The sequence below is a fragment of the Brevundimonas vesicularis genome, assembly GCF_027105095.1.
Taxonomy (GTDB): Bacteria; Pseudomonadota; Alphaproteobacteria; order Caulobacterales; family Caulobacteraceae; genus Brevundimonas; species Brevundimonas vesicularis_E.
In genome coordinates this window covers 248,298-270,307 of the sequence record NZ_CP114278.1, presented here as the reverse complement: position 1 = coordinate 270,307, position 22,010 = coordinate 248,298, and the positions used below count along the sequence as shown (strand labels likewise).

Genomic DNA, 22,010 nt, shown 5'->3' with positions numbered 1-22,010 from the left:
GTCATGGTCGATAACGTCAACACGCGCCCGCTGGAACTGGAATGCTATCCGATGACGGCCCGGCCGCCGGACCTGGTGCCCGGCCGCCAGTCGCGCAACTGGATGGACGCCTTCATCAGCCGCCACCCCTATCGCTGTCTGCCGCTGAACATGGCCAACACCACGGGGTGGGAAATCCTGTGCCCGTTCGGCTTCTCGGCCGAGTGGAACGGCGGCCCGCGCCAGGAAGACATCGTCATCACGCCGGATCGGCCTCAGCACGATCTGGCCCATTTCGTCACCTCGCACTTCTCGCGCGGGGTGCTGACCATGCATCCGCAATATCTGTTCCGCACGCCGCCCGGCTGGGGGATGATGTGTTCGGGGTCGCCCAACCATGTGAAGGACGGCATCCAGCCTCTGGTCGGCCTGATCGAGACGGACTGGCTGCCCTTCCCTTTCACGATGAACTGGATCTTCACCCGGCCGGGGCGGATCACGTTTGAGAAGGGCGAGCCCTTCTGCTTCATCAATCTGATCGAGCACAAGAAGGTCGAGCAGTTCCAGCCGATCATCCGCACGCTGGAATCCAACCCGGTGATGAAGGGTCAGTTCGAGGCCTGGAACCGCGCCCGCACCGACTTCAACCAGCGTCTGGCCGGCGGCGATCCGGATGCGGCCAAGGAGGCCTGGCAGCGCTACTATTTCAAGGGCGAGGTGCCGGAAGACTTGGGCACGGCGCCCGCGACCCACTCCAACAAGCGCCGGCTGAAGTCGCCGCGCGTGGGATGAAAGAAAAAGCCCCTCTCCACGCCGTGGAGAGGGGCTTTCAGCATCAGGCCGCCGGGCGGGTGACCTGCGGACCCAGGTTCTGGATAACCTCGCGGGCGTCGAAGGCATTGGGGTCGTTGGCGGGTTTGGGCCCGCGACCCAGGACGATCTCGGCATTGGCCTCGAAGCGGTCGACCTGGCGGACGTCGAAGTCATTGACGCCCCACGGGCCGTACCGGTCCCACGGGCTCCAGAAGCCGCTGCGGTAGTAGCGCCACGACGGACCCCAGTAGGGGCTGTAGAAGCGGTTATAGCCCGAATAGAACGGGTCCGGCGTGCCGACGAAGCGGGTGTCGCGGTCGGTGGCGCGGTTGACGGTGGCGAACCAGTCATAGCCGCTCTCGACCGTCAGTTCGGCCGAACGCAGCAGCAGCGACTGCTCGACCTGTTCGCGCGAGGTCAGCGAATTGCCCGAGAAGCTGACCCGGAAACGGTTGTTCTCCAGGCGCTGCTCGGCATAGCCGCCACGTTGGCCGTTGAAGCCTGCGGGTTGGTACGGGGTGGCGGTGGCGCAGGCCGCCAGGGCCAGACCGGCGGCGACGGTCACCGCCAGGGTCTTGAAGGGGAGGGTTTTCATGACATCAAACTCCTTGATCGCCCATTCGGGCGCGCTGACGGCTGAACGGAGCATGAACGGCGGCGTTCCCGACAACTGTATGACGAAGCGTCGCGGCGTCTAGAGCCTAAGGACGATCAGGATCGCGGCGACCATCAGCAGCAGGCCGACGAAGACACCGAAGCCCTTTCGAAAGCGCGGTTGCTGCATGCGGCGCGACAGGGCGGCGCCGGACAGGGCGTAGGTGCTCATCGACACCATATCCATGCCCATGGCCGCCATGGCGAACATCGCCATCTGCGGGGCGACCGGCCGGTTCACGTCGATGAATGGCGGCAGGACGGCGGTGAAGAACAGGATGGCCTTGGGGTTGGCGATCTGGACGGCGAACCCGTCGATCAGGGCGCTGCGGCCTTTCTTGACGACGACCTCGTCGGGATCGGCGGCGGTGGCGAAGGCGCCGCGCAGCGCCTTGATCCCCAGCCAGGCGACATAGAGCGCGCCCAGAACGGCGATGACCTTGAAGGCGGCAGGCAAGGCCTTGACCAGGGCGCCCAGACCCAGGGCCGCCGCGCCGAACCACACCAGCGTCGCGGCGTTCATGCCCAGTACGCCGATCAGGGCCGAGGCGCGGCCCTTTTCAACGCCGGTCGCGACGGCGAACAGATTGGCCGGGCCGGGCGTGATCGCCATCACCGCCATGACGCCGAGGAAGGTCGAATAGAGGTGCGGATCGACGGGCAGGGCGGGCATGCGGCGCGATGTCGCTGCTTAGTCGGTCGCGGTCAAGGAACTCTGTCTCCTCCCCACGTCGAGGGGAGGTGCGCGGCGCGTCTTCGCGCCGTGACGGAGGGGCTCTTAACCGCCAATACGCATCCGCGCGATCACAAGAGCCCCTCCACCGCTGCGCGGTCCCCCTCCCCATTTCATGGGGAGGAGACGCGGATGTTAGGCGGCCGGGCGCGCGGGCGGCGCCGGCGGTTCGGGCGCTTCCGGGGCCTCGGGCGCTTCGGGAACCTCGGCGGCCGCTTCGTCCTCGACGACGGCGTCGGCGGCCTGGTCCAGGGCGTATTGGGCGACCAGGCTGTAGGTCTCCATCTGCTCGGGCGTCGGATTGGTCCAGGCGCTGTTGCGGGCGATGCCTTCTGCGGTGACGACGCCCTTCTGCATCCCCTCTTCCATCGCCTGTTTGACCTCGGGGTCGTTCAGCGCCTCAGCGACAATGGCCTCGACGTCGATGTCCTTCAGGGCCTGGGCGGCCATTTCGGTCGCGTGTTTCGTGGTCTCGGCGGTGAAGGCGGCGATGTCGGGCGCATACTCCGACCAAAGGGCGGCGATGCGACGACCGCGTTCGGCCTCGCTCAGGCTCTCGTCTTCGGAAATCGCCTCGGCCCGTTCGCCAAAGGTCTCCATGCGCGCCTCGAAGGCCTCGGCGGCGGCTTCCATCCGGGCCTCGGCGGCTTCGGCGGAAGCCGGAGAGGGCGCAGGCGGAGGGGTCTGGGCCAGGGCCGAGGACAGGGGCGCGATCGCCAGGGCGGCGGTCAGGCTGAGCGGGCGGATCATGGGACGGCTCCCGTTGAATGACCCGCGCTAACTCCGCCCTCCGCCGCCTCGTCTCAAGTGAAATCGCGGTAAGGCTCGGCTTACTGCGGTTGGGCGGGGGCTGCGGCGGCCGCTTCGATCTCGGTGCGGGCCTTCAGCGGAATGCCTTTGATCTGCTGCATCGCCATGGCCATCTGTTCGGCTGGCGCGCCCTGGCTGGTGGCGAAGGTGTTGACCTCCTCGGCGAAGGCGTCGACCTCGGCCTGATACTTGGCCTGCAAGGCGTCGAGATCGGACTCGGCCTTGGTCTTGTCAGCTTGCGCCGCTGCGGCCTGCATCTCGCTCGCCATGGCTTCCATGCGTTCGCCGAAAGCCTCGGCCTTGGCTTCGAAGGCGGCCTCTTCTGGGCTGTCCGCTTCTTGGGCGGGCGCCGGAGCGGCCTGCGGCGCAGGGGCGGCGGCCTGACCGGCGGCGAAGGCGGGGGTGGCCAGGGCCAGGACGGCGACGGCCGCGGCGGAAGACAGAAGGCGCATCGGAAACTCCACGACGGGCCGCCTTGCGGCCCCGAACGAGGCTGCATCCCAGCCCCGGCGGCACCCTCCTACAGTCCGGTCAGATTTCAAAGACCCGATAAGGCTTGTCGCCGAGGGTCTTCAGCACCGGCAGGGCGACATTATAGATGGGCGTGCCCTTGGTGGTGCGTCCCTCCGATCCGCCGCGATGGGCGTGGCCGTGCACAACCAGGCGAACATTGTCATAGCGGTCGATGGTCTCGGCGAGGCGCGACGACCCCAGGAAGGCGTGGATTTCGGGCGGCTCGCCCATCACCGTCTCGACCACGGGCGCATAGTGCAGCAGCACGACCGAGCGTTCGGTGCGCAGCATGCGGATCGAGTTTTCGATCAGATTGGCGTCCTCGACGGCCTCCTGCACGAAACGCTTGATCGAGGCCTCGCCAAACGAGGAGAGCATGTAGCGGCCGAAGCCGCCGACGAACCCCTTGCCGCCCGCAAAGCCGACGCCGTCGATCTCATAGGCCTCGCCGGTCAGCATCTTGACCCCGGCGTCGGTCAGCATCTTGGTGACGACCTCTGGCTGGCCGCACTCGTGCTCATGATTGCCCAGCACGCCGACCATCGGGATTTTGCAAAGCTTGAGATCCTCAAGCAGCCGCTCGACCTCGGGCGTCTTGCCGTAGTTGGTCAGGTCGCCGCACAGGCACAGGACATCGGCGTCGTCCGACACCCGCTCGAACAGGTCGCGGTAGCGATGCTCGGTGGTCTCGCCGACATGAAGGTCCCCGACGGCGGCGACGCGCAGTGTCTTGGCGGGGCCGGGTTCCAGGCCGGGTTGGGTCGTCTGGGGATCGGGGACGGTGTCGGTCATGGCGGCTTACCTTTCAGTGGCCCAGGTTGACGGGGTCGTGGCGTTCCTCCAGCCCCTTGCCGACGACATCGCCAAAGCCCCATTCGGCGACGTCGGCGACATAGTCGCGCGGGCTGAACAGCCGGCCGCGACAGACCTTCACGCGCGGCGCCGGCAGATCGATCTGGGCCGTCAGTCGCTGGACCAGCTCTTCCATCAGCCAGCGCGGAATCCGGTCGCGCTCGGTCGGATAGGCGAAGCGGAAGTTCAGCAGATGCGCCGCCAGGACCTCCCAATAGAGGTCCATCTGGTCCAGCAGGCTCTTCCAATCGATGGCGTCCGACTGTTTCAGGATGACGTGGTTCACATCGGCCCCGTCATAGCGATAGCGGTCCTGGATGAAGACCTTGGACAGGATCAGGGCCGTGGGCGGGGTGATCTGGACCTGATGCCCATAAACGGTGATCCGGTCCTCGCTAAACCAGCTGTCGGACACGGCGATGGTGCCGTTGGACATGGCGAAGATGACGTCGAAGAAGTGTTTCTCGTCCTTCCAGACCTTGGCGATCCAACGCTCGTCTTCGACGTCGGTGCGGTAACCGTGCTTCTGGAAGAAGGCCAGGATGCGGGGGTAGTCGCCGGGCTTGCAGAAGACGTCCAGATCCTTGGTCGGACGCCGGATCCCGGTATAGGCCGTGACCGCATAGGTGCCCGACAGCAGGAAGGGGATGCCGCTCTCCTTGAGCAAGCGCAGGCTCTCTTCATAGAAGGCCAGGGCGTCCGCCGGCGGCTCGAAGGTCGGTTCGGCGATCACATCTGACATCGGCTGGGCCCTTTGCTGGCAAGGGCGAATAAACGGCGACGCTGAACGGCGGTTCCGCAATTCTACCTAGCTGGGCCGCTACGGGATCCTTAACCCCTGCATGTCACTGTTCCGTCATGGGACTGGAATTGGTGAACGCAGAACGCGGGCGCTGGCGGCTTTTCCGCCACGAGGCCGGCCGCGCGGCGGGTCCGTCGCCCTATACCTATGTGGCGCTGTTCGTTCTGTGTCTGTCGATCAGCAAGTGGAGCGTTTACGCATTCGGCGCGACCGTGCTGTGGCCCGCGAATGCGGTGCTTCTGGCCGCTGTGCTGCAGCTTCATCGCCGTCAGGCCATCGGCGTGATGGTCGCCTGCGCCGCTATCAATCTGACCAGCAACATCCTCCGCGGCGATCCTGGCCCGATGATGTTCACCAATGTCATTCTGAACATGACCCAGGTCGTGGTCGCGGCTGTGCTGGCGCGTCGATTCTGCGGCGCCGCGTTGGATATGCGCCGGCCCTGGCGGCTGTTCCGCTTCGCCTTTTTCGCAGCCGCCCCTTCTGTTCTGCTTTCCACCCTGCTGGCGGGCGGCGTCGTCATTCTGATGAGATGGCATGTGCCGGGCACGCTTGGCTTCCGCATGCACCACCTGTTCGACATGGAACTGCTGGCGATGATGATCGTCACGCCGTCCCTGCTGCTGCTGGCGCGCAATCATCGTTTCCGGGATGACGCCAAGGCCAGCCTGGCCGAGGCGACGGCGATCATGACCCTTGTCGGCGGCGTCACGCTTTTCGTTTTTTCTCAGACCGCCGCGCCGGTCCTGTTCGCGATCTTCCCGCCCCTTATCCTGCTGGCGTTCCGGCTGGGCCCGCCGCTGACGGCGGCTGCGGTGATGATGGTCGCTGTGATCGGCGGAGCCGCCACGCTGACTGGGCATGGGCCGATCGTGGTGACGCATCTGACGCCCGATCCGATCCTGGCCGCCCTGCCGCCCGTGATGCGCCAGATGAATGTGTTCCATCTGTTCCTGCTGTGCGTCGTGGGGTCGGTGCTGCCCATCACCACCTTGTCGACGGAGCGTCGCCGGCTGACGGCGCGTCTGAGGGCGCGGACGGCGGCGGCGCTGGACGCCCTGGCGCGCGCCAAACGCGCCGATGAGGCCAAGTCGCGCTTCCTGGCCTTGATGAGCCACGAGATGCGCACGCCCCTGACCGGCGTCACCGGCTATACTGACCTGCTGTCGCGCTCGCCCCATCTGGACGCCGAGGGGCATCGCCAGGTGAATGCGGTGCGTCAGTGCGGCGAATCCATGCTGCGTCTGGTCGAGGATCTTCTGGAGATTTCGCGCGGCGGCGACGAGGTCGTGCTGAAGCCCGCCGATCTGCGCGCCTTGATCCAGGACGCCGTGGCGCCCGCGCGCGAGTGGGCCGAAATCCGCGGCCTGACGTTCGACCTGCACATCGCGCCGGAGGCCGAGGGCTGGGTGCTGACCGACATGCGCCGTCTGCGCCAAATCTTGCATCACCTGACGCTGAACGCCTCAAAGTTCACGATGCGGGGCGGTGTGACCGTGCGCGTCGATCGGCGCGATGATCGGCTGCGGATCGCCGTGTCAGACAGCGGCTGCGGCATGGACGCCGCCACCCTGGCGGGCGTTTTCCGCCTGTTCGAACAGGCGGACGCCTCGACCAGTCGTGCGCACGAGGGGGCGGGCGTCGGCCTGGCCCTGGCCAAGAGCCACGCCGAGCGGCTGAACGGAACGATCGCCGTCGAAAGCGTGCAGTGGCAGGGCTCGACCTTCACCCTGGAGATCGAGGCGCCGATCGTGGTTCCGGTAGAGACGGAGAGCGCCGCGCCGCTGGACAGCCGTCGCATGAAGGTTCTGATCGTCGACGACCACCCCGCGAACCGCGATCTGCTGCGCATCATGCTGCAGGCCGCTGACTGCGACACCGCCGAGGCCTGCGACGGGCGCGAAGCGGTGAACGCCGCCTCGGCCGAGGCCTTCGACCTAATCCTGATGGATGTGCGCATGCCGGTCATGGACGGCCTTGCCGCCAGCCGTGCGATCCGCGCCCTGGCCGATCCCGCCAGCCAGACGCCGATCCTGGCGGTCACCGCCGAGGCCATGCCCGAAGACGCCGCACGGTGCCTGTCCTCCGGCATGGACGGTCATCTGGCCAAGCCGGTGACCCAGGCCAAGCTCTACGCCGCCATCGACGAGACGCTGAGCGCGGCCGCGTCTCGCCCGGACGCCCAGGCTGCCTGAGCCGTCGGGCGCGGCTTCATCCCCAGGCCCGTCCCCAGGAATGTGCGGCATGGACACAACATCTAGCGGTCGAGATAAATTGTGATCGCAACATAGACCTATTTTGACTTGGCGCCGACGCCTTCAAATCGCATGGTGAATGCGTCTTCAGAATCGCCCTCAGGTCCAGTTCGATGAACGCCATCACTCCGATCATCCTTCCCGAGCGCGCCGGTCTTCTGACCCCGTCGGCCGCTTACAAGCCGTTCCGCTATCCGTGGGCGTTCGACATGTGGAAGAAGCAGCAGCAAGTCCACTGGATGCCCGAAGAGGTGCCGCTGGGCGAGGACGTCAAGGACTGGGCCTCGACCCTGAACGACAACGAACGCAATCTGCTGACCCAGATCTTCCGCTTCTTCACCCAGGCGGACATCGAGGTTCAGGACAACTACATGGAACGCTACGGTCGGGTCTTCAAACCGACCGAGGTGAAGATGATGCTGGCCGCCTTCGGCAATATGGAGACGATCCATATCGCGGCCTACGCCCTGCTGCTCGAGACCATCGGCATGCCCGAGAGCGAGTTCGGCGCCTTCATGGAATATGAGGCCATGCGGGACAAGCACGACTACATGGGCCAGTTCGGGGTCGACTCCGACGCCGACATCTGCCGGACCCTGGCCATGTTCGGCGGGTTCTCGGAAGGCGTTCAGCTGTTCGCGTCCTTCGCCATGCTGATGAACTTCCCGCGCCAGAACAAGATGAAGGGCATGGGCCAGATCGTGTCCTGGTCAGTGCGCGACGAAAGCCTGCACTGCGAAGGCGTCATCAAGCTGTACCACGCCTTCAACAAGGAGACGGGGGCCGTCACCAAGTCGGTCGCGGACGACATCGTCGACTGCTGCAAGACGGTGGTGAACATGGAGGACAAGTTCATCGACCTGGCCTTCGAGATGGGGTCGGTCCAGGGCATGACGCCGGACGACATCAAGCAATACATCCGCTTCATCGCCGACTGGCGCTTGCGTCAGCTGAAGCTGCCGGAAGTCTATGGGGTGACGGAAAACCCATTGCCGTGGCTGCAGTCGCTGCTGTCGGGCGTCGAGCACGCCAACTTCTTCGAGGCTCGCGCCACCGAGTATTCGAAGGCCGCGACGCAAGGAAACTGGCACGGCGCCGACGGCGTCTGGACCGAGTTCGACCGCATGATGGCGCGCCGCGACATGAGCCTGGTCGCGGGCTGAGCCTTTTGCCTAGACTCGCGGTCGGCGTCCGCTCGCCGTCGCAAAGCTGTCCAGCTTATTGGGCTGGCGCGACCCACGCGGGGCGCGACGTGCAGGCGGGACGGAAGCCTGTGCGGCACAGTCGCACCTGTTCCTGCCAGGCGGCGTAGTCGCGATCATATTTTTCCTGGGCCAAACGCGCCGTCTCGGCGGCGGCGCGCGCCTGTTCCTCCGCCTGACTGACCTCGATCTGATGACGGGCCAGGGCGGCGTCGTAGTCCAGCCGGTTGGCGGCGTCGGTCTTGTCGGCCAAGGCGTTCTGGGCGGCGATTTCGTCGTTGAGAGCGCGGGTGGTGCGCAGTTCCTCTTCGGTCTGCTGGGCGTCGCTGGCCCGGTGATAGGCCTCGCCCCGCGCCTTCAGCAAGGCGTCGCGGCTGGCGGGATCGGCCGGATCGGGCAGGGCGCGCTGATCGCGATACGGGTCGGCGGTCGCCGGCGCCGCCGTCTGGGCGGCGACGGGCGCGGTCAGGGCGGCGACCAGCAGGGCGGCGGCGACGGCGGTGCGAACGATCATGACTGTCTCTCCCGAGGCCGTGGCGTTCTGCGCAGCTTGGCCATTGTGATCCTGCTGCACAACGCCGCAGCGATGAAAAGGTGGCGAAAGGCCGAGCTTCGCGTCATGGTCGATCTCTCCCGACCGCAGCCTATCCGAGAAGACCGATGATCCTGAGCACCGCGTCCGGCGATTTCCCCATTCCTGCGGAGGTCGCGCGTCAGTTGCCGAACGTGCCGGCCCTGCCGGATACGACCGCCGCGGACGCCCGGCTCCAGATTGAGGACTTCCGTCACTGGCTGGACGCTTCGCCCGAGCACGCCATCGAGTACGAGCGGCTGCGGCGCTGGCATCTGGTTCAGGAAGAACTCGCGGCCCAGGCCAAGGCGGAGAACCGGCCCTTCGTCGTGTCGGACGACGGTCTGGAATAGGGCGGTTCAGCCCGGCAGGCGCAATTCGAACACGGCGCCCTTGCCGTCGGTCTCGACCAGCCGCAGATCGCCGCCGTGAAGGGCGGCCAGTTCGCGCGAGATGGTCAGACCCAGGCCCGAGCCGTCCGAGCTCTTTGAGCTGACGAAGGGTTCGAACAGGCGTTCGGCCAGACGCGGCGGAATGCCGGGGCCGTCGTCGGCGATGCGCACAACGCAGAAGCCGTCCTGACCGAAGGCGCTGACGGTGATGGCGCCCTTGCCGCGACGTTCGGGCGGACGCGTCGGATCGGCCTCGATGGCCTGGCGGGCGTTGCGCATCAGATTGACCAGGATGCGGTACAGCTGATCCGGGTCGGCCTCGACGGCGAACCGGGGCGGCAGCTGTTTGACCAGGCGCACGCCGTCGGGGTCCAGCCCGGCGTCCTCGGCCGCCAGGGTCAGGGCCTTGGTCAGGACGACGCGGGTCTTCTGGGGCGCGGGCTCCTCGCTCTTGCCGTACTCCAGCACATTGCGCGACAGGCCGGCGGCGCGGCTGAGCGCGCGCTCCAGCCGGGGCAGGGCCTTGGCCACCTGCGGGTCGGCGGAGGTCGCCAGCCGCTCGGACGCCATCTGGGCCGAGGTCAGCATGTTTCGCAGGTCGTGGTTGATCTTGGCCACCGCCTCGCCCAGCGCGACCAGACGGGCGCGAGAGCGCAGGGAATGGCGCACCTCCTCCTGCATCCGGCTGAGTTCGCGCTCGACGCGGCCGATCTCGTCGTGTCGGTCGGACGGCGCCTCGGCCTCGCTCTCGGGATCGGCGGCGAACCGCTCCATCGAGCGGGTGACGCGACGCAGCGGGCGCAGCACCAGCAGGGCCAGACCGCCATATAGCAGCGCGCCCGCCGTCACCGACACCAGCAGGGACACCAGCAGGCTGTTCAGCAGGAAGGCGCGCAGTTCCAGTTTCAACGGCTGGGCGGGGGTGACGATCTCGATGAAGTCGCCCGAACGATAGCGCGGCTTGGCCTGAACCCGCAGCGAGCGGTCCGGATGTCCGAACAGGGTGCGCCACGGGTCTGTCAGGCGCGACCAGCTGTCCTGACGCCTCAGGTCGATCAGTTCGGGCGCGCGGGGCAGGTTGGGAGCCTGAAGCAGCAGGCGGCGCACGCCTTGCTCCGTCAGGGCGACCGCCTGCACCCCGCCGATCCGCATCAGCTCGGCCGCCGTGTCGTCCTCGACTGCGCTGTAGGGCAGGGCTTCGACCCCGACCGAGGCCAGTTCGGCGGCCTGAAGCCGGTCGCGCAGCCAGCGCTCATGGAAGGCCGCGAGATTCGGCCCCAGGATCAGGGCCTCGACCGCCAGGGTGAAGGCGACGGTCAGCAGCAGCAGCCGCGCCGACAGGCCGTCTGGCGCCCTTGGATTCAGGGTCGGGGGCGTCAGACGCTCGCGCCAGAGACTGGCCTGGTCCGGCGTCAGGTTCAGCCGCGCCGCGATCCGGTCGAACAGGGCGCTCATGCCGCCGTCGCCCCGATCCGCCGTGCACGGATCATCTGGAATAGCTTGATGCCGATGGGCAGAAGCAGGGACAGGAAGACCACGCCCATCAAGGGCCAGAAGAACTGTTGCAGCAGCATGGGCAGGTCCGGGCGCACGCCGGCGCGCAGCAGGCCGCCCAGCTGCGATCCGATCCAGGTGTAGATGAAGGTGGACGGCAGCAGGCCGATGAAGGTGGCGATGATGTAGGGTCTCAGCGGCACCGCCATCATGCCCGCCGTCGCGTTGACCAGAACGAAGGGCACGCTGGGGATCACGCGCAGGGTGAACAAGGTGGTGAAGGCGTTGCGGTCGATGCCCTTGGCCAGCCGATCCATGAAGCCGGCGTCGGCCTCGAACTTGGCGCGCAGCCAGGAACCGATCGAGGTGCGATAGACATAATAGATGACGACCGAACCGATGGTGGCCCCCGTCGACTGGGCCAGGGCCCCGACATAGGGGCCGAACATCATCCCGCCCAGCAGGGTCAGGAAAACGGGCCCTGGAATGGTCGAGGCCGTCGCCACGGCATAGACGGCGATGAAGGCGACCAGCGCGATCCACCAGTTCTGTTGCGCATAGGCCTGAAGGTTCAGCCCGTGCTCACGGATCAGATCCATCGACAGATAGCGGTTCCAGCCCAGGGCGAAGAAGGCGATCACCAGCCCGGCGATGGCCGCCAGCGGCGCCAGCCGCAGGGCCCATTCCTTCGCCGTTCGTTTCGCCATCCGTTTCATCGTCCCGAAATGCCGTCCGAGCGTTGACTCACGCGGACATGCGACTTATACGCCCGCCCTTCCTGCGGCGGACGCCTCTTGCCCCGTCGCCCAACCTTTTAACGTCAGGAGCCGACCGTGAAGCGGACCTATCAGCCGTCGCGACTCGTGCGCAAGCGCCGTCACGGCTTCCGCAGCCGGATGGCCACCAAGAACGGCCAGAAGATTGTTGCGCGCCGTCGCGCCAAGGGCCGCAAGCGCCTGACGGCGTAAGCGGCTTACGCGTCCGGATCTTTTGGACGCATGAGCGACCCTTTACAGATCAAGCGTCTGTTGCGGCGGCCCCAGTTCCTGGCGGCCGCCAAAGGCGTTTCCGAGGCGCGCGGCGCCGTGGTGATCCAGCGGCTGGAGCGCGGCGACGGTTCGCCGCACATCGGACTGGGCTTCACCGCCACCAAGAAGATCGGCGGGGCGGTTCAGCGCAACCGCGCCAAACGCCGTCTGCGCGAGGCCGCACGGGCCATGCTGGCCCAGCACGGCGTGCCCGGAAGCGACTATGTCTTCATCGCCCGCATGGGCACGACCGAGCGTGCGTGGGACCGTCTGCTTGACGACGTGAAATCGACGCTTACAAGGCTGGCGACACCGCGACATGATCGGGGGGGCCACAAGCCCTCGCCCGCCCGCGCCCCCTCCGGCCAGGACCGCCAGAATCCATGAAAAACGAAAACACGCGCAACACGATCATCTTCATCGTGTGCTCGGTCCTGATCATGGGGATCTACTATTTCGCCGTGCTGCGTCCGCAGGCCGAGCGTCGCGCCGTGCAACAGCAGGCCCAGGCTGAGCAGTCGCAGACCGCCGATAACGCCGCGCGCACGGCGCTGAGCCCGCAAGGCCCGACCTTCGTCACCGACCGCAGCCAGGCGCTGAGCACCGCCGCGCGCGTGCCGATTCAGTCCGGCACGCTGAAGGGGTCGCTGTCGCTTCAGGGCGGCCGGATCGACGACCTGTTCCTGACCGACTACCGCGAGGTTCAGGACAAACCCCAGCCGGTGGAGCTGTTCCGCCCGCAGGGGATGCAGAACGCCTACTTCGCCCAGTTCGGCTGGACCGGCCCCAATGTCGTCGGCGGCGTGCCCGGACCCAATACCGTCTGGCGCCTGACCAATGGTTCGACCCTGACGCCGACGACGCCGGTCACCCTGACGTGGGACAACGGCCAGGGCCTGCGCTTCACCCGCGTGATTTCGGTCGACGACAAATACGTGTTCTCGGTGCAGGACACGGTCCAGAACCTGGGCACGCAGGCGATCACCATCGCCCCCTACGGCAGCGTCCAGCGCCAGGGCGTGCCGCCGGCAGCCGGCTCGTCGCACATCGTCCACGAGGGCGCGATCGGCACCTTCGGCAAGCCGGGCGACTACCGGACCGAACAGAAGAAATACAAGGACTGGCTGAAGGAGCCGCGGATCGAGAACGCCTCGACCGGCGGCTGGCTGGGCATCACCGACAAATACTGGCTAGCGGCCCTGCTGCCCCAGCAGAACGAGGCGGTCGAAACCGAATTCCGCGTCCGAGACCTGAACGGCGCCCAGCAGCTGGAAGCCAATGTCCTGGGCACCACCCGCACGATCCAGCCGGGCGCCACCGCGACCGAGACTCAGCGCCTGTTCGCCGGGGTCAAGCGCGCCGAGGTGCTGAAATCCTATGAGCAGAGCCTGAACCTGCCGCGCTTCGTCTATGCGATCGACTGGGGGATGTTCTGGTTCCTGACGCGTCCGATCTTCTGGATCCTGGAGAACGTCTATGGCCTGGTCGGCAGCTTCGGCGTCGCCATTCTGGCCCTGACCGTCATCGTCAAGCTGGTCATGTTCCCGCTGGCCAACAACGCCTACGCCTCGATGTCCAAGATGCGGAACCTCCAGCCCAAGATGGAGGAGATCAAGAAGAAGTTCAAAGACGACCCGCAGAAGCAGCAGCAGGAGACGATGGCCCTGTATCAGCGCGAGAAGATCAATCCGGTCGCCGGATGCCTTCCGCTGGTGCTGCAGATCCCGGTCTTCTACGCCCTGTACAAGGTGCTGACCGTGACCATCGAAATGCGTCACCAGCCGTTCCTGGGCTTCATCCATGACCTGTCGGCGCGCGATCCGTCGTCGATCTGGAACCTGTTCGGCCTGATCCCGTGGGATCCGGCGATGGCGCCGCTGATCGGCGGCCTGTTGGCCGGCCCGCTGCACCTGGGTCTGCTGGCGATCGCCTATGGCCTGACGATGTGGCTGCAGACGGCGATGAACCCGCCGGCGGCCGATCCGGTCCAGCGCCAGATCTTCCAGTTCATGCCGCTGCTGTTCACCTTCATCATGGCGCCGTTCGCGGCGGGTCTGCTGATCTACTGGGCCTGGTCCAACATCCTGACCATCCTGCAGCAGTATGTGATCATGCACCGCTACAAGGCCGAGAACCCGATCGATAGCTTCTTCGCCCGGTTCAAGAAGTCACCGGCGTGATCGACGAGACCGAGTTTACGCCCGAGGAGATCGAGGCGGCGCGCGTCCTGTTCGCGCGGCCTGCGACCTTCGTCATGGGCGCGGCCAAGATCGAGCAGTTGCCCGACCCCGACCTGCCCGAGATCGCCTTCGCCGGCCGCTCGAACGTGGGCAAGTCCAGCCTGATCAACGGGCTGGTCGGCATGCACAAGCTGGCCCGCGCCTCGAACGAGCCGGGCCGCACGCGCGAGGTCAACTTCTTCGATCTGGACGGCCGGATGCGTCTGGTCGACCTGCCCGGCTATGGCTGGGCCAAGGCGTCCAAGACCACGGTCAAGAAGTTCCAGGATCTGGGCCGCGACTATCTGCGCGGCCGGGTGACGCTGAAGCGGGTCTATCTGCTGATCGACAGCCGCCATGGGCTTAAGTCGGTGGATACGGAGGCGCTGGATGCGCTCGATCTGGCGGCCGTCAGCTATCAGATCGTCCTGACCAAGGCCGACAAGCTGAAGAAGGGCGAGGGCGAGGCCGTGCAGGCCGCGACCCTGAAGGCCATCTCCAAACGCCCCGCCGCCTTCCCGGTGGTGGCCCTGACGTCGTCGGAAAAGGGTCTCGGTCTGCCGGAACTGCGCGCCGAGATCATGCGCACGACGGGCGCGACGCTGGACTAGCGGCCCTCATCGTCGGGTCACACCCGAGCATGACGGCAAAAAGAAAAGGCCCGGAGATCGCTCTCCGGGCCTTCATCGTTGTGGTCTGTCGTCGCCCTATTGGGCGGCGGGGGCCGCCGCGCGGACCTCGACAGGGATGCCCAGGGCGTCCAGTTGCGGCTTGACCACCGAGGCGTCGCCGACCACGACCCAGACGAACCTGGACGGGTCGATGGCGGCCTTGGCGGCGGCGTCCAGCTGGGCCGCGGTCAGGGCGTTGGTGCGCGCCGCGATGGTTTCCGGATAGTCGTCCGGACGGCCCAGCAGGGCGTTGGAGCGCATGGCGCCGAGGACGGCGGCCGAGGTCTCGTAGCTGCCGGCCAAACGGCGGGTGTTGCCGTTGATCGTGCGTTGCAGCTCTTCGGGCGTCACGCCCTTGCCGCCCGACAGGAAGTCGTTGAATTGCTGGTTCAGGGCTTCGATAGCCGGGCCAGTCTTGTCGGCCTGGACCGGGGCGGTGACCAGATAGGGCACGCGTCCGGCGAACGGATTGACCGAGGCGTTGACGCCGTAGGACCAGCTCTTGGTCTCACGCAGATCCGAGTTGATGCGCGACAGGAAGTCGTTGCCGAGAACATTGTTGGCGGCGTTCAGCACCAGCAGGTCGTCCTTGCCCGACACGCCCAGGACCTCGCCGCCCATGATGTAGGACTGGGGAGATTGCGGGCGGTCGATCAGCACGATCTTGGGCGTCGCGGCCGGGATTGGGGCCGAGAAGTCCTTGACGGCCTTGGCCGATGCGGGCGGCACCCATTGACCGAAGGCGCTGTCCAGGATCGGCGTCAGCTCGGCCAGGGGCCGGTCGGAGACGACAAACAGCTTGGCGTTGTCCGCGCGGATCCACTTGGCGTAGTCGGCGCGGATGTCGGCGTCGGTGATCGCCTTCACGCTGGCCTCGTCGCCATTGCCGCTGAACGGACGGCCATAAGGGCTGTTCGGGCCATAGATCAGCTCGGGCAGGGCGCGGCTGGCCAGGGCGGCCGGCTGGGTCCGCTCGGCGGCGATGCGCGACAGGCGGGTGGCGCGAAGGCGCTCCAGCTCGGCCGGGGCGAAGGCGGGATTGCGCACCACCTCGGCCATCAGATCCACCGAAGGCTTCAGGTTCGGCGTCACCGCCGACAGCTGGACGACCGAACTGTCCATCGTCGCGCCGGTGGTGATGGTCGCGCCCAAAGCTTCCTGCGCCTCGGCCAGCTGCGTGGCGTTCAGGGTGCGGGTGCCCTCGTCCATCAGGTCCAGCATCAGGGTTTGCAGACCCAGTTTGGACCGGTCGTCGGCGGCCAGACCGGCGTCGAAGTCGAGCGCGATCTTCGTCGTCGGGGTGGCGTCGCGCTGGGCGTAGATCACCTCCATGCCGTTCGACAGGCGCGTGCGCTCAACGGCCGGGAAGTCGACGTTGGCGACCTGACCGATCTCGGGCTTGGGCATGCGCGGCTTGCGCTCGATTTCCGGGGCCGGCGTGCGGTTGGCCCCGGACGGCGCGGCGGCCGCCTCCTGATAGGCTTCGCGCTGGCCGGGCAGGGTGGTCAGCGTATAGGCCGGACGGGTCAGCCACTTCTGCATCGCCGCCTTGACCTGGGCCGGCGTGACGGCGGCGTAGGCGGCCAGCTGCTTCTTGTAGAACTCCGGATCGCCGGCATAGAGCTGGCCCTCGGCGAGCGCCGTGGCCTTGCCGCCGAAGCCGCCGACCTGTTCCAGGCCCTGGATGCGGCGCGAGGCGTATTGGGTCACGACGCGGTTGATCTCGTCCTGTGTCGGGCCGTTCGCGATCAGGCCGTTCAGGATTTCACGCATGCGCACCTCGACGGCGGCGGGGTCTTCGCCCGGCTTGATCGTGGCGCTCATCTCGAAGATGCCGACGCGGTGGAAGTCGCTGTTGTTGGCGGTGACCGAGACGGCGGTCTGCTCGCCGCGCACCAGTTCATTGTCCAGGCGCGAGGAGGCCAGGCCGCCCAAGACCGAGGCGGCGACGCTGAGCGGCACGGAATCCGGGTCCAGCATGCCTGGCACGGCCCAGCTGACATCGATCTTGGCGTTCGAGACGCGGTCGTGCGTGGTTTCGCTGAGCGGGGCGGACAGGGTCGGCACCGGGGCTTGGGCCGGATTGTTGACCGGACCCTTGGCGATCGGGCCGAAGTATTTATTGGTCAGTTCGCGCGCCTTGGCGGGGGTGATGTCGCCGGCCAGCACCAGCACGGCGTTGTTGGGGCCGTAGTTGGAGGTAAACCAGTCGCGCACCGTCTGCATTGAGGCGGCGTCCAGGTCGGCCATGGAGCCGATGGTCGAGTGGCGATAGGGGTGGCCTTCGGGGAAGAGCGCCTCAAGTTGCTTGTACTCGTTCAGGCCATAGGGCTGGTTGTCGCCCTGACGCTTTTCGTTCTGGACGACGCCGCGCTGCAGATCGAGCGTCTCCTGGCTGATGGCGCCCAGCATGTAGCCCATGCGGTCGCTTTCCATGAACAGGGCCTGTTCCAGCGCGGGGGTCGGGACCGTCTCGAAATAGTTGGTGCGGTCGAAATAGGTTGTCCCGTTCATGTCGGTCGCGCCCATGTTGCGCATCGGCGTGAAATAGCTGCCGGGCGCATTTTCCGAACCGCCGAACATCAGGTGTTCGAACAGATGGGCGAAGCCGGTCTTGCCGGCCGGCTCGTCCTTGGAGCCGACGTTGTACCAGACGGAGACGGCGACGACGGGGGCCTTATGATCCTCGTGGACCAGGACGGTCAGGCCGTTGTCCAGGGTGAACTTGGTGTAGGGGATGTCGACTTCGTTGATCAGCTGCGACACCGGCGCGGCCTGGACGGCGGGCGCGGCGGCCTGACCGGCGGCCTGATCGGCGGGTGCAGGCGCCACGGAGGCCCAGACGGGCGTTGAAACCGCCAGAAGGGCGGCGGCGGCGACGAGAGAGCCAGTGCGGCGCATGCGATATCCTCGGGATTGCGATGAAGGGGACCATAACGTCGGTCTGGCGACTGGCAACGCAACCAAATGGAACATGACGAAAGGTTCACCTTCTTGCCTGCGCGACCCGGAAAAGGTTGCATCGCCTGACCCCCGGTCTTATGCGCGCGTCAACTCCCCGACTGACCGCCCCTTGCTGAAAGAGCCGCCATGTCCGCCGCCGCCGACAAGCCCGTCAAGAAAGTCGTCCTCGCCTATTCGGGCGGGCTGGACACCTCGATCATCCTGAAGTGGCTCCAGACCGAATATAACGCCGAGGTCGTGACCTTCACCGCCGACCTGGGCCAGGGCGAAGAGTTGGGCCCGGCGCGCGAGAAGGCGCTGAAGCTGGGCATCAAGCCGGAAAACATCTTCATCGACGACCTGCGTGAGGAGTTCGTGCGCGACTTCGTCTTCCCGATGTTCCGCGCCAACGCCCAGTATGAGGGCGACTACCTCCTGGGCACCTCCATCGCCCGGCCGCTGATCTCCAAGCGCCAGATCGAGATCGCGCGTCAGGTCGGCGCCGACGCCGTCTGTCACGGCGCGACCGGCAAGGGCAACGATCAGGTCCGCTTCGAACTGGGCTACTATGCGCTGGAGCCCGACATCCGCGTCATCGCTCCGTGGCGCGAGTGGGAGTTCCGCAGCCGCGAGGCCCTGCTGGACTTCGCCGAGAACAACCAGATCCCGATCGCCAAGGACAAGCGCGGCGAGGCGCCCTTCAGCGTCGACGCCAATCTTCTGCACTCCTCGTCCGAGGGCAAGGTGCTGGAAGACCCGGCGGTCGAGGCGCCCGAGTTCGTCCACCAGCGCACCATCAGCCCTGAGGACGCGCCGGACGTGGCGACCGTCATCGAGATCGGCTTCGAAAAGGGCGACGCCGTCTCGATCAACGGCGAGGCCATGTCGCCCGCGACGATCCTGACCGCCCTGAACCAATATGGCCACGACAACGGCATCGGCCGCCTGGACCTGGTTGAGAACCGGTTCGTCGGCATGAAGTCGCGCGGCGTCTATGAGACCCCTGGCGGGACCATCCTGATCGCGGCGCACCGCGGCATCGAAAGCATCACCCTGGACGGCGGCTCCATGCACCTGAAGGACCAGCTGATGCCGAAATACGCCGAGCTGATCTACAACGGCTTCTGGTTCTCGCCCGAGCGCGAGATGCTTCAGGCCGCCATCGACAAGAGCCAGGAAAACGTCTCCGGCACGGTCAAGGTCAAGCTGTACAAGGGCAATGTCTCGGTCGTCGGCCGGCAAAGCCCCAACAGCCTGTACGATCAAGATCTGGTGACGTTCGAAGAAGGCGTCCAGGCCTACGACCACAAGGACGCCGCCGGCTTCATCAAGCTGAATGCCCTGCGCCTGCGCGTCCTGGCCAAGCGCGACACGCGCAAGAGCTAAGGCGTCTTATCCGACCGGGCGATCCTGAGGATCACCCGGTTTCGGTCGTCCGTGACCCAGATCGATCCGTCGGCGGCGACGGCCAGCACGACCGGCGCGCCGCGCGGCTGACGGCCTGCGACCCTGTCCCAGCCCGGAGTCAGCACCTTGCCGCTTATGCTGGGCGCGGCGGCGGGATAGGACAGGGCACCGCGCGGATAGATGGCGTAGCGGCCGCCGATGTCGGTCAGGGGGCGGCCCTCGCCATCCGTCTCGGTCGCCACGATCCGGCCGCCCGCATGACGATAGCCGTGCCAAGTCATCAGCAGCCGGCCGCGCAATTCTCGGAACATCGCCCCGTCGTAATAGATCAGGTCCAGCGGCGCGGCGTGCGGCGGCAGCAGGGCGGCCGGGCGGTCGCGCTGGCTGCACCGCGCCTGAGCCGCGCTCCAACCCGGCAGGGGCGTCGCCAGATCGACGCAATAGGGCCAGCCGTAATGGCCGCCCTGACGCAGGACGTTTATCTCGTCATAGGGATGGTCGGGCGTGGTCAGATCGACCGAGTTCTCGCCTTGCAGGATCGTGCCCGACGGATGCCGGACCACGGCGATGGAGTTCCGAAGGCCCGAGGCGAAGACCGTGCTGTCCTCGGCCCAGCGGCCGTTGCCCAGATAGGCGTGACGGCGCACCTGGGCCGTCGCGGCGCTGTCGATACAGGCGCCGGCCGCATTGGACCGCGCCCGGCCTCGCGCATCCACGCAGCGGTCACTGGGCGCGCCGACATTGACCAGCAGGTCGCCGTTGGCGTCGAAGACGAAGCTGGACAGGGGGTGACGATTGGCGTGTAGCCGATTGTCGGGTAGGTCGCCGATCACGGTGCGCACCGTCGCCGCCGGATCGGCCGCGTCGGGGTCCAGCGTCAGGATGCGGTTCATCTCGGACACATAGATGCGCCCGTCCGGCCCGCGCGCCGCCGTGTGCGGCATGCTCAGGCCTTGCGCCAGCCGTCGCCAGCGCGGTGCACCGTCGGGGCCGAACGACAGCCGCCAGATCGCGCCATTGCCCGGATACCAGTTGCCCAGATCCGTCACCAACCAGTCGCCATTGGTTAGCGCCAGCAGGCCACGCGGCATTCGCGGTCCCTCGGCACCCGCGCCCTGCCAGACCAGCCCCAGGCAATAGCCCGGCGCCATCCGCACGGTGGTCATGGGCCGCCCGCCGCAGTCGCCGTCGGTGGCATAGGCGCCTTGCGCGCCCCTCGCGCTGACAGGCGCGGCGACGAGCAAGGACAGCAGGGCCAGCAGGCGGACGGTCTTCATGACGCCAGAAGCCCCGACGGACGGTCCAAGATCAAGTGCGGCGTCAGATCAGCCCTTGCTCGCGCGCCGCCGCCGTCAGACCGTCGCGAAACTCCGGCGCGGCCAGGGCGATCAGGGCGCGGGCGCGCTCGCTGGACGACTTGCCCTTCAGATTGGCCCAGCCGTGTTCTGTGGCGACGATGTGGGTGTCGTTGCGCGGGGTGGTGACCGGCCCGTCCAGCCGGGCGACGATGCGAGAGGTCGTCCCCTTCGCCGCCGTGGAATGACAGGCGATGATCGACTTGCCGCCCTGCGACCCATAGGCGCCGCGCACGAAATCCAGCTGGCCCCCGGCGGCCGTGAACTGGCGCCCGTTCAAAAACTCTGAGCAGCAGGCGCCGGTCAGGTCGACCTGAAGCGTGGCGTTGACCGAGATCATCTTCGCATTGCGCGCGATCACGGCCGGGTCGTTCACATAGGAGACCGGATGGGCCTCCATGTCGCGATTGCCGTCCAGAAATTCATAGGTGTTGAGGTCGCCCATCGAGAAGGCGAAGACGCCCACACCCGGATGCAGGGTCTTGCGGGCATGGTTGGCGACGCCGGCCTGCATCAGCTCGACCAGGCCGGGCGTCAGCATCTCGGTGTGAACGCCCATATCGCGGTGGTCCATCAGGGCGTCGCAGACGGCGTTGGGCAGGGCGCCGATCCCCATCTGAAGCGTCGCTCCGTCCTCGATCAGGCCCGCGATGATCCGGCCAATGGCCAGGTCCGCCGGCTGAGGCTCGGCGCGCGGCACGACCAGCAGGGGCGCGGCATGTTCCACGATGCCGGCGACCTGGGACACATGGACGGTGCAGTCGCCGAACACGCGCGGCATGTGCGGATTGACCTCGACAATCACCGTCCGCGCCGTCTGCGACACCGGCTTGGCGTAGTCGGTGTTGGTCCCGAACGAGAAGAAGCCGTCCGCATCCATCGGCGAGACGGTGCAGATCAGCGCATCCACCTTGACCTCGTCGCACAGAAGGCGGGGCGACTGCTGAAAGCCGGTGGGGATGAACTGGACGGGATTGGGCCGGCCGTCCTCATGGGCCCGCTGTTCCAGCCGCCGTTCGATGGCGCTGTGGAACAGGCTCCATGGCCGGATCCGATCCATCAGCTCATAGCGCAGCACCGTGTCGCCTGCGATGGCGGTCGAGAGCAAATAGTAGAGGTTCACATCCTCGACCTCGCCACGCTCGGCCCGTTCGGCCAAGGCCTTGAGCAGGGCGGGCGGTTGGGAAACGCCAAGGCCCATGGCGACCTTGGCGCCCGACACGATCAGGTTGGCGGCCTGATCGGGGGTCTTGAGGCGTTCGGCGTAGAGGGCGGCGTGGTTCATGGCGTGCGTTTGCGTCATGTCGCCAGACTAGT

General features: G+C 66.8%; 21 protein-coding genes. 9 read left to right on the top strand and 12 right to left on the bottom strand.

Features of this window, described 5'->3' with window-relative positions; all coding sequences use genetic code 11:
• Nucleotides 1–3 precede the first annotated feature (3 nt).
• Nucleotides 4–771, top strand: coding sequence for a DUF6065 family protein (locus O2K97_RS01300; RefSeq protein WP_269220142.1), 768 nt, complete (start codon nt 4–6; stop codon nt 769–771).
• Nucleotides 772–814: 43 nt separating this feature from the next.
• Here the strand turns inward: O2K97_RS01300 and O2K97_RS01295 are convergent, their stop codons facing one another.
• The 6 genes from O2K97_RS01295 to O2K97_RS01270 all read right to left on the bottom strand — a co-directional run bounded on the left by O2K97_RS01295 (nt 815) and on the right by O2K97_RS01270 (nt 5,096).
• On the bottom strand, nt 815–1,387 hold the full coding sequence (locus tag O2K97_RS01295) for a CC0125/CC1285 family lipoprotein (protein ID WP_269220141.1): 573 nt from the start codon (nt 1,385–1,387) through the stop codon (nt 815–817).
• A 99-nt stretch (nt 1,388–1,486) separates the two neighbouring features.
• On the bottom strand, nt 1,487–2,119 hold the full coding sequence (locus tag O2K97_RS01290) for a LysE family translocator (protein ID WP_269220140.1): 633 nt from the start codon (nt 2,117–2,119) through the stop codon (nt 1,487–1,489).
• A 195-nt stretch (nt 2,120–2,314) separates the two neighbouring features.
• On the bottom strand, nt 2,315–2,929 hold the full coding sequence (locus O2K97_RS01285; RefSeq protein ID WP_269220139.1) for a hypothetical protein: 615 nt from the start codon (nt 2,927–2,929) through the stop codon (nt 2,315–2,317).
• Between the two features lie 80 nt (nt 2,930–3,009).
• Complete coding sequence (locus O2K97_RS01280) at nt 3,010–3,441, bottom strand: hypothetical protein (RefSeq protein ID WP_269220138.1); 432 nt, start codon at nt 3,439–3,441, stop codon at nt 3,010–3,012.
• Nucleotides 3,442–3,520: 79 nt separating this feature from the next.
• Nucleotides 3,521–4,294, bottom strand: a complete 774-nt coding sequence (locus O2K97_RS01275) for a metallophosphoesterase family protein (RefSeq protein ID WP_269220137.1) — start codon at nt 4,292–4,294, stop codon at nt 3,521–3,523.
• A gap of 13 nt (nt 4,295–4,307) precedes the next feature.
• Nucleotides 4,308–5,096 carry a nucleotidyltransferase family protein gene (locus tag O2K97_RS01270; protein ID WP_055754649.1) on the bottom strand — a complete coding sequence of 263 codons (789 nt, stop codon included), beginning with the start codon at nt 5,094–5,096 and terminating at the stop codon, nt 4,308–4,310.
• A 131-nt stretch (nt 5,097–5,227) separates the two neighbouring features.
• On the opposite strand from O2K97_RS01270, the gene O2K97_RS01265 reads away from it, so the two are divergent.
• Both O2K97_RS01265 and O2K97_RS01260 read left to right on the top strand, forming a co-directional pair.
• Complete coding sequence (locus tag O2K97_RS01265; RefSeq protein WP_269220136.1) at nt 5,228–7,351, top strand: response regulator; 2,124 nt, start codon at nt 5,228–5,230, stop codon at nt 7,349–7,351.
• Nucleotides 7,352–7,524: 173 nt separating this feature from the next.
• Nucleotides 7,525–8,574 carry a ribonucleotide-diphosphate reductase subunit beta gene (locus tag O2K97_RS01260; RefSeq protein ID WP_269220135.1) on the top strand — a complete coding sequence of 350 codons (1,050 nt, stop codon included), beginning with the start codon at nt 7,525–7,527 and terminating at the stop codon, nt 8,572–8,574.
• Between the two features lie 55 nt (nt 8,575–8,629).
• On the opposite strand, the gene O2K97_RS01255 is transcribed toward O2K97_RS01260, so the two are convergent.
• Entirely contained in the window at nt 8,630–9,127 is a 498-nt protein-coding gene (locus tag O2K97_RS01255; RefSeq protein WP_269220134.1) for a hypothetical protein, read from the bottom strand.
• A gap of 146 nt (nt 9,128–9,273) precedes the next feature.
• Here O2K97_RS01255 and O2K97_RS01250 point away from each other — a divergent pair, with 146 nt between their 5' ends.
• On the top strand, nt 9,274–9,537 hold the full coding sequence (locus O2K97_RS01250; RefSeq protein WP_269220133.1) for a hypothetical protein: 264 nt from the start codon (nt 9,274–9,276) through the stop codon (nt 9,535–9,537).
• A gap of 6 nt (nt 9,538–9,543) precedes the next feature.
• Here O2K97_RS01250 and O2K97_RS01245 read toward each other — a convergent pair whose 3' ends face one another.
• Together O2K97_RS01245 and O2K97_RS01240 are read right to left on the bottom strand one after the other, a co-directional pair.
• Complete coding sequence (locus tag O2K97_RS01245) at nt 9,544–11,031, bottom strand: sensor histidine kinase (RefSeq protein ID WP_184280276.1); 1,488 nt, start codon at nt 11,029–11,031, stop codon at nt 9,544–9,546.
• Nucleotides 11,028–11,777, bottom strand: coding sequence for a TVP38/TMEM64 family protein (locus O2K97_RS01240; RefSeq protein ID WP_269220132.1), 750 nt, complete (start codon nt 11,775–11,777; stop codon nt 11,028–11,030). Before O2K97_RS01240 ends, O2K97_RS01245 begins: the two co-directional genes overlap by 4 nt.
• Nucleotides 11,778–11,903: 126 nt before the next feature.
• On the opposite strand from O2K97_RS01240, the gene rpmH reads away from it, so the two are divergent.
• From rpmH to yihA, 4 genes are read left to right on the top strand one after another with little or no spacing between them, the layout of a single operon-like run.
• A complete protein-coding gene (rpmH, locus tag O2K97_RS01235; RefSeq protein ID WP_003164000.1) occupies nt 11,904–12,038 on the top strand; it encodes a 50S ribosomal protein L34 in 135 nt (44 codons plus the stop codon).
• Between the two features lie 30 nt (nt 12,039–12,068).
• Nucleotides 12,069–12,485 carry a ribonuclease P protein component gene (gene rnpA / locus O2K97_RS01230; RefSeq protein WP_269220131.1) on the top strand — a complete coding sequence of 139 codons (417 nt, stop codon included), beginning with the start codon at nt 12,069–12,071 and terminating at the stop codon, nt 12,483–12,485.
• Nucleotides 12,482–14,278: a membrane protein insertase YidC gene (gene yidC / locus O2K97_RS01225; protein ID WP_269220130.1), complete on the top strand. Its 1,797-nt coding sequence runs from the start codon at nt 12,482–12,484 to the stop codon at nt 14,276–14,278. The genes rnpA and yidC overlap by 4 nt, the downstream gene beginning before the upstream one ends.
• Nucleotides 14,275–14,928 carry a ribosome biogenesis GTP-binding protein YihA/YsxC gene (yihA, locus tag O2K97_RS01220; protein ID WP_112862963.1) on the top strand — a complete coding sequence of 218 codons (654 nt, stop codon included), beginning with the start codon at nt 14,275–14,277 and terminating at the stop codon, nt 14,926–14,928. The genes yidC and yihA overlap by 4 nt, the downstream gene beginning before the upstream one ends.
• Before the next feature lie 96 nt (nt 14,929–15,024).
• Here the strand turns inward: yihA and O2K97_RS01215 are convergent, their stop codons facing one another.
• Complete coding sequence (locus tag O2K97_RS01215; RefSeq protein WP_269220129.1) at nt 15,025–17,889, bottom strand: M16 family metallopeptidase; 2,865 nt, start codon at nt 17,887–17,889, stop codon at nt 15,025–15,027.
• Nucleotides 17,890–18,078: 189 nt separating this feature from the next.
• On the opposite strand from O2K97_RS01215, the gene O2K97_RS01210 reads away from it, so the two are divergent.
• Entirely contained in the window at nt 18,079–19,317 is a 1,239-nt protein-coding gene (locus O2K97_RS01210) for an argininosuccinate synthase (RefSeq protein WP_269220128.1), read from the top strand.
• Here the strand turns inward: O2K97_RS01210 and O2K97_RS01205 are convergent.
• Together O2K97_RS01205 and O2K97_RS01200 are read right to left on the bottom strand one after the other, a co-directional pair.
• On the bottom strand, nt 19,314–20,615 hold the full coding sequence (locus tag O2K97_RS01205) for a PQQ-dependent sugar dehydrogenase (protein WP_269220127.1): 1,302 nt from the start codon (nt 20,613–20,615) through the stop codon (nt 19,314–19,316). The genes O2K97_RS01210 and O2K97_RS01205 overlap by 4 nt on opposite strands.
• Before the next feature lie 43 nt (nt 20,616–20,658).
• Complete coding sequence (locus O2K97_RS01200) at nt 20,659–21,996, bottom strand: acetyl-CoA hydrolase/transferase family protein (RefSeq protein WP_269220126.1); 1,338 nt, start codon at nt 21,994–21,996, stop codon at nt 20,659–20,661.
• Nucleotides 21,997–22,010: the final 14 nt, after the last annotated feature.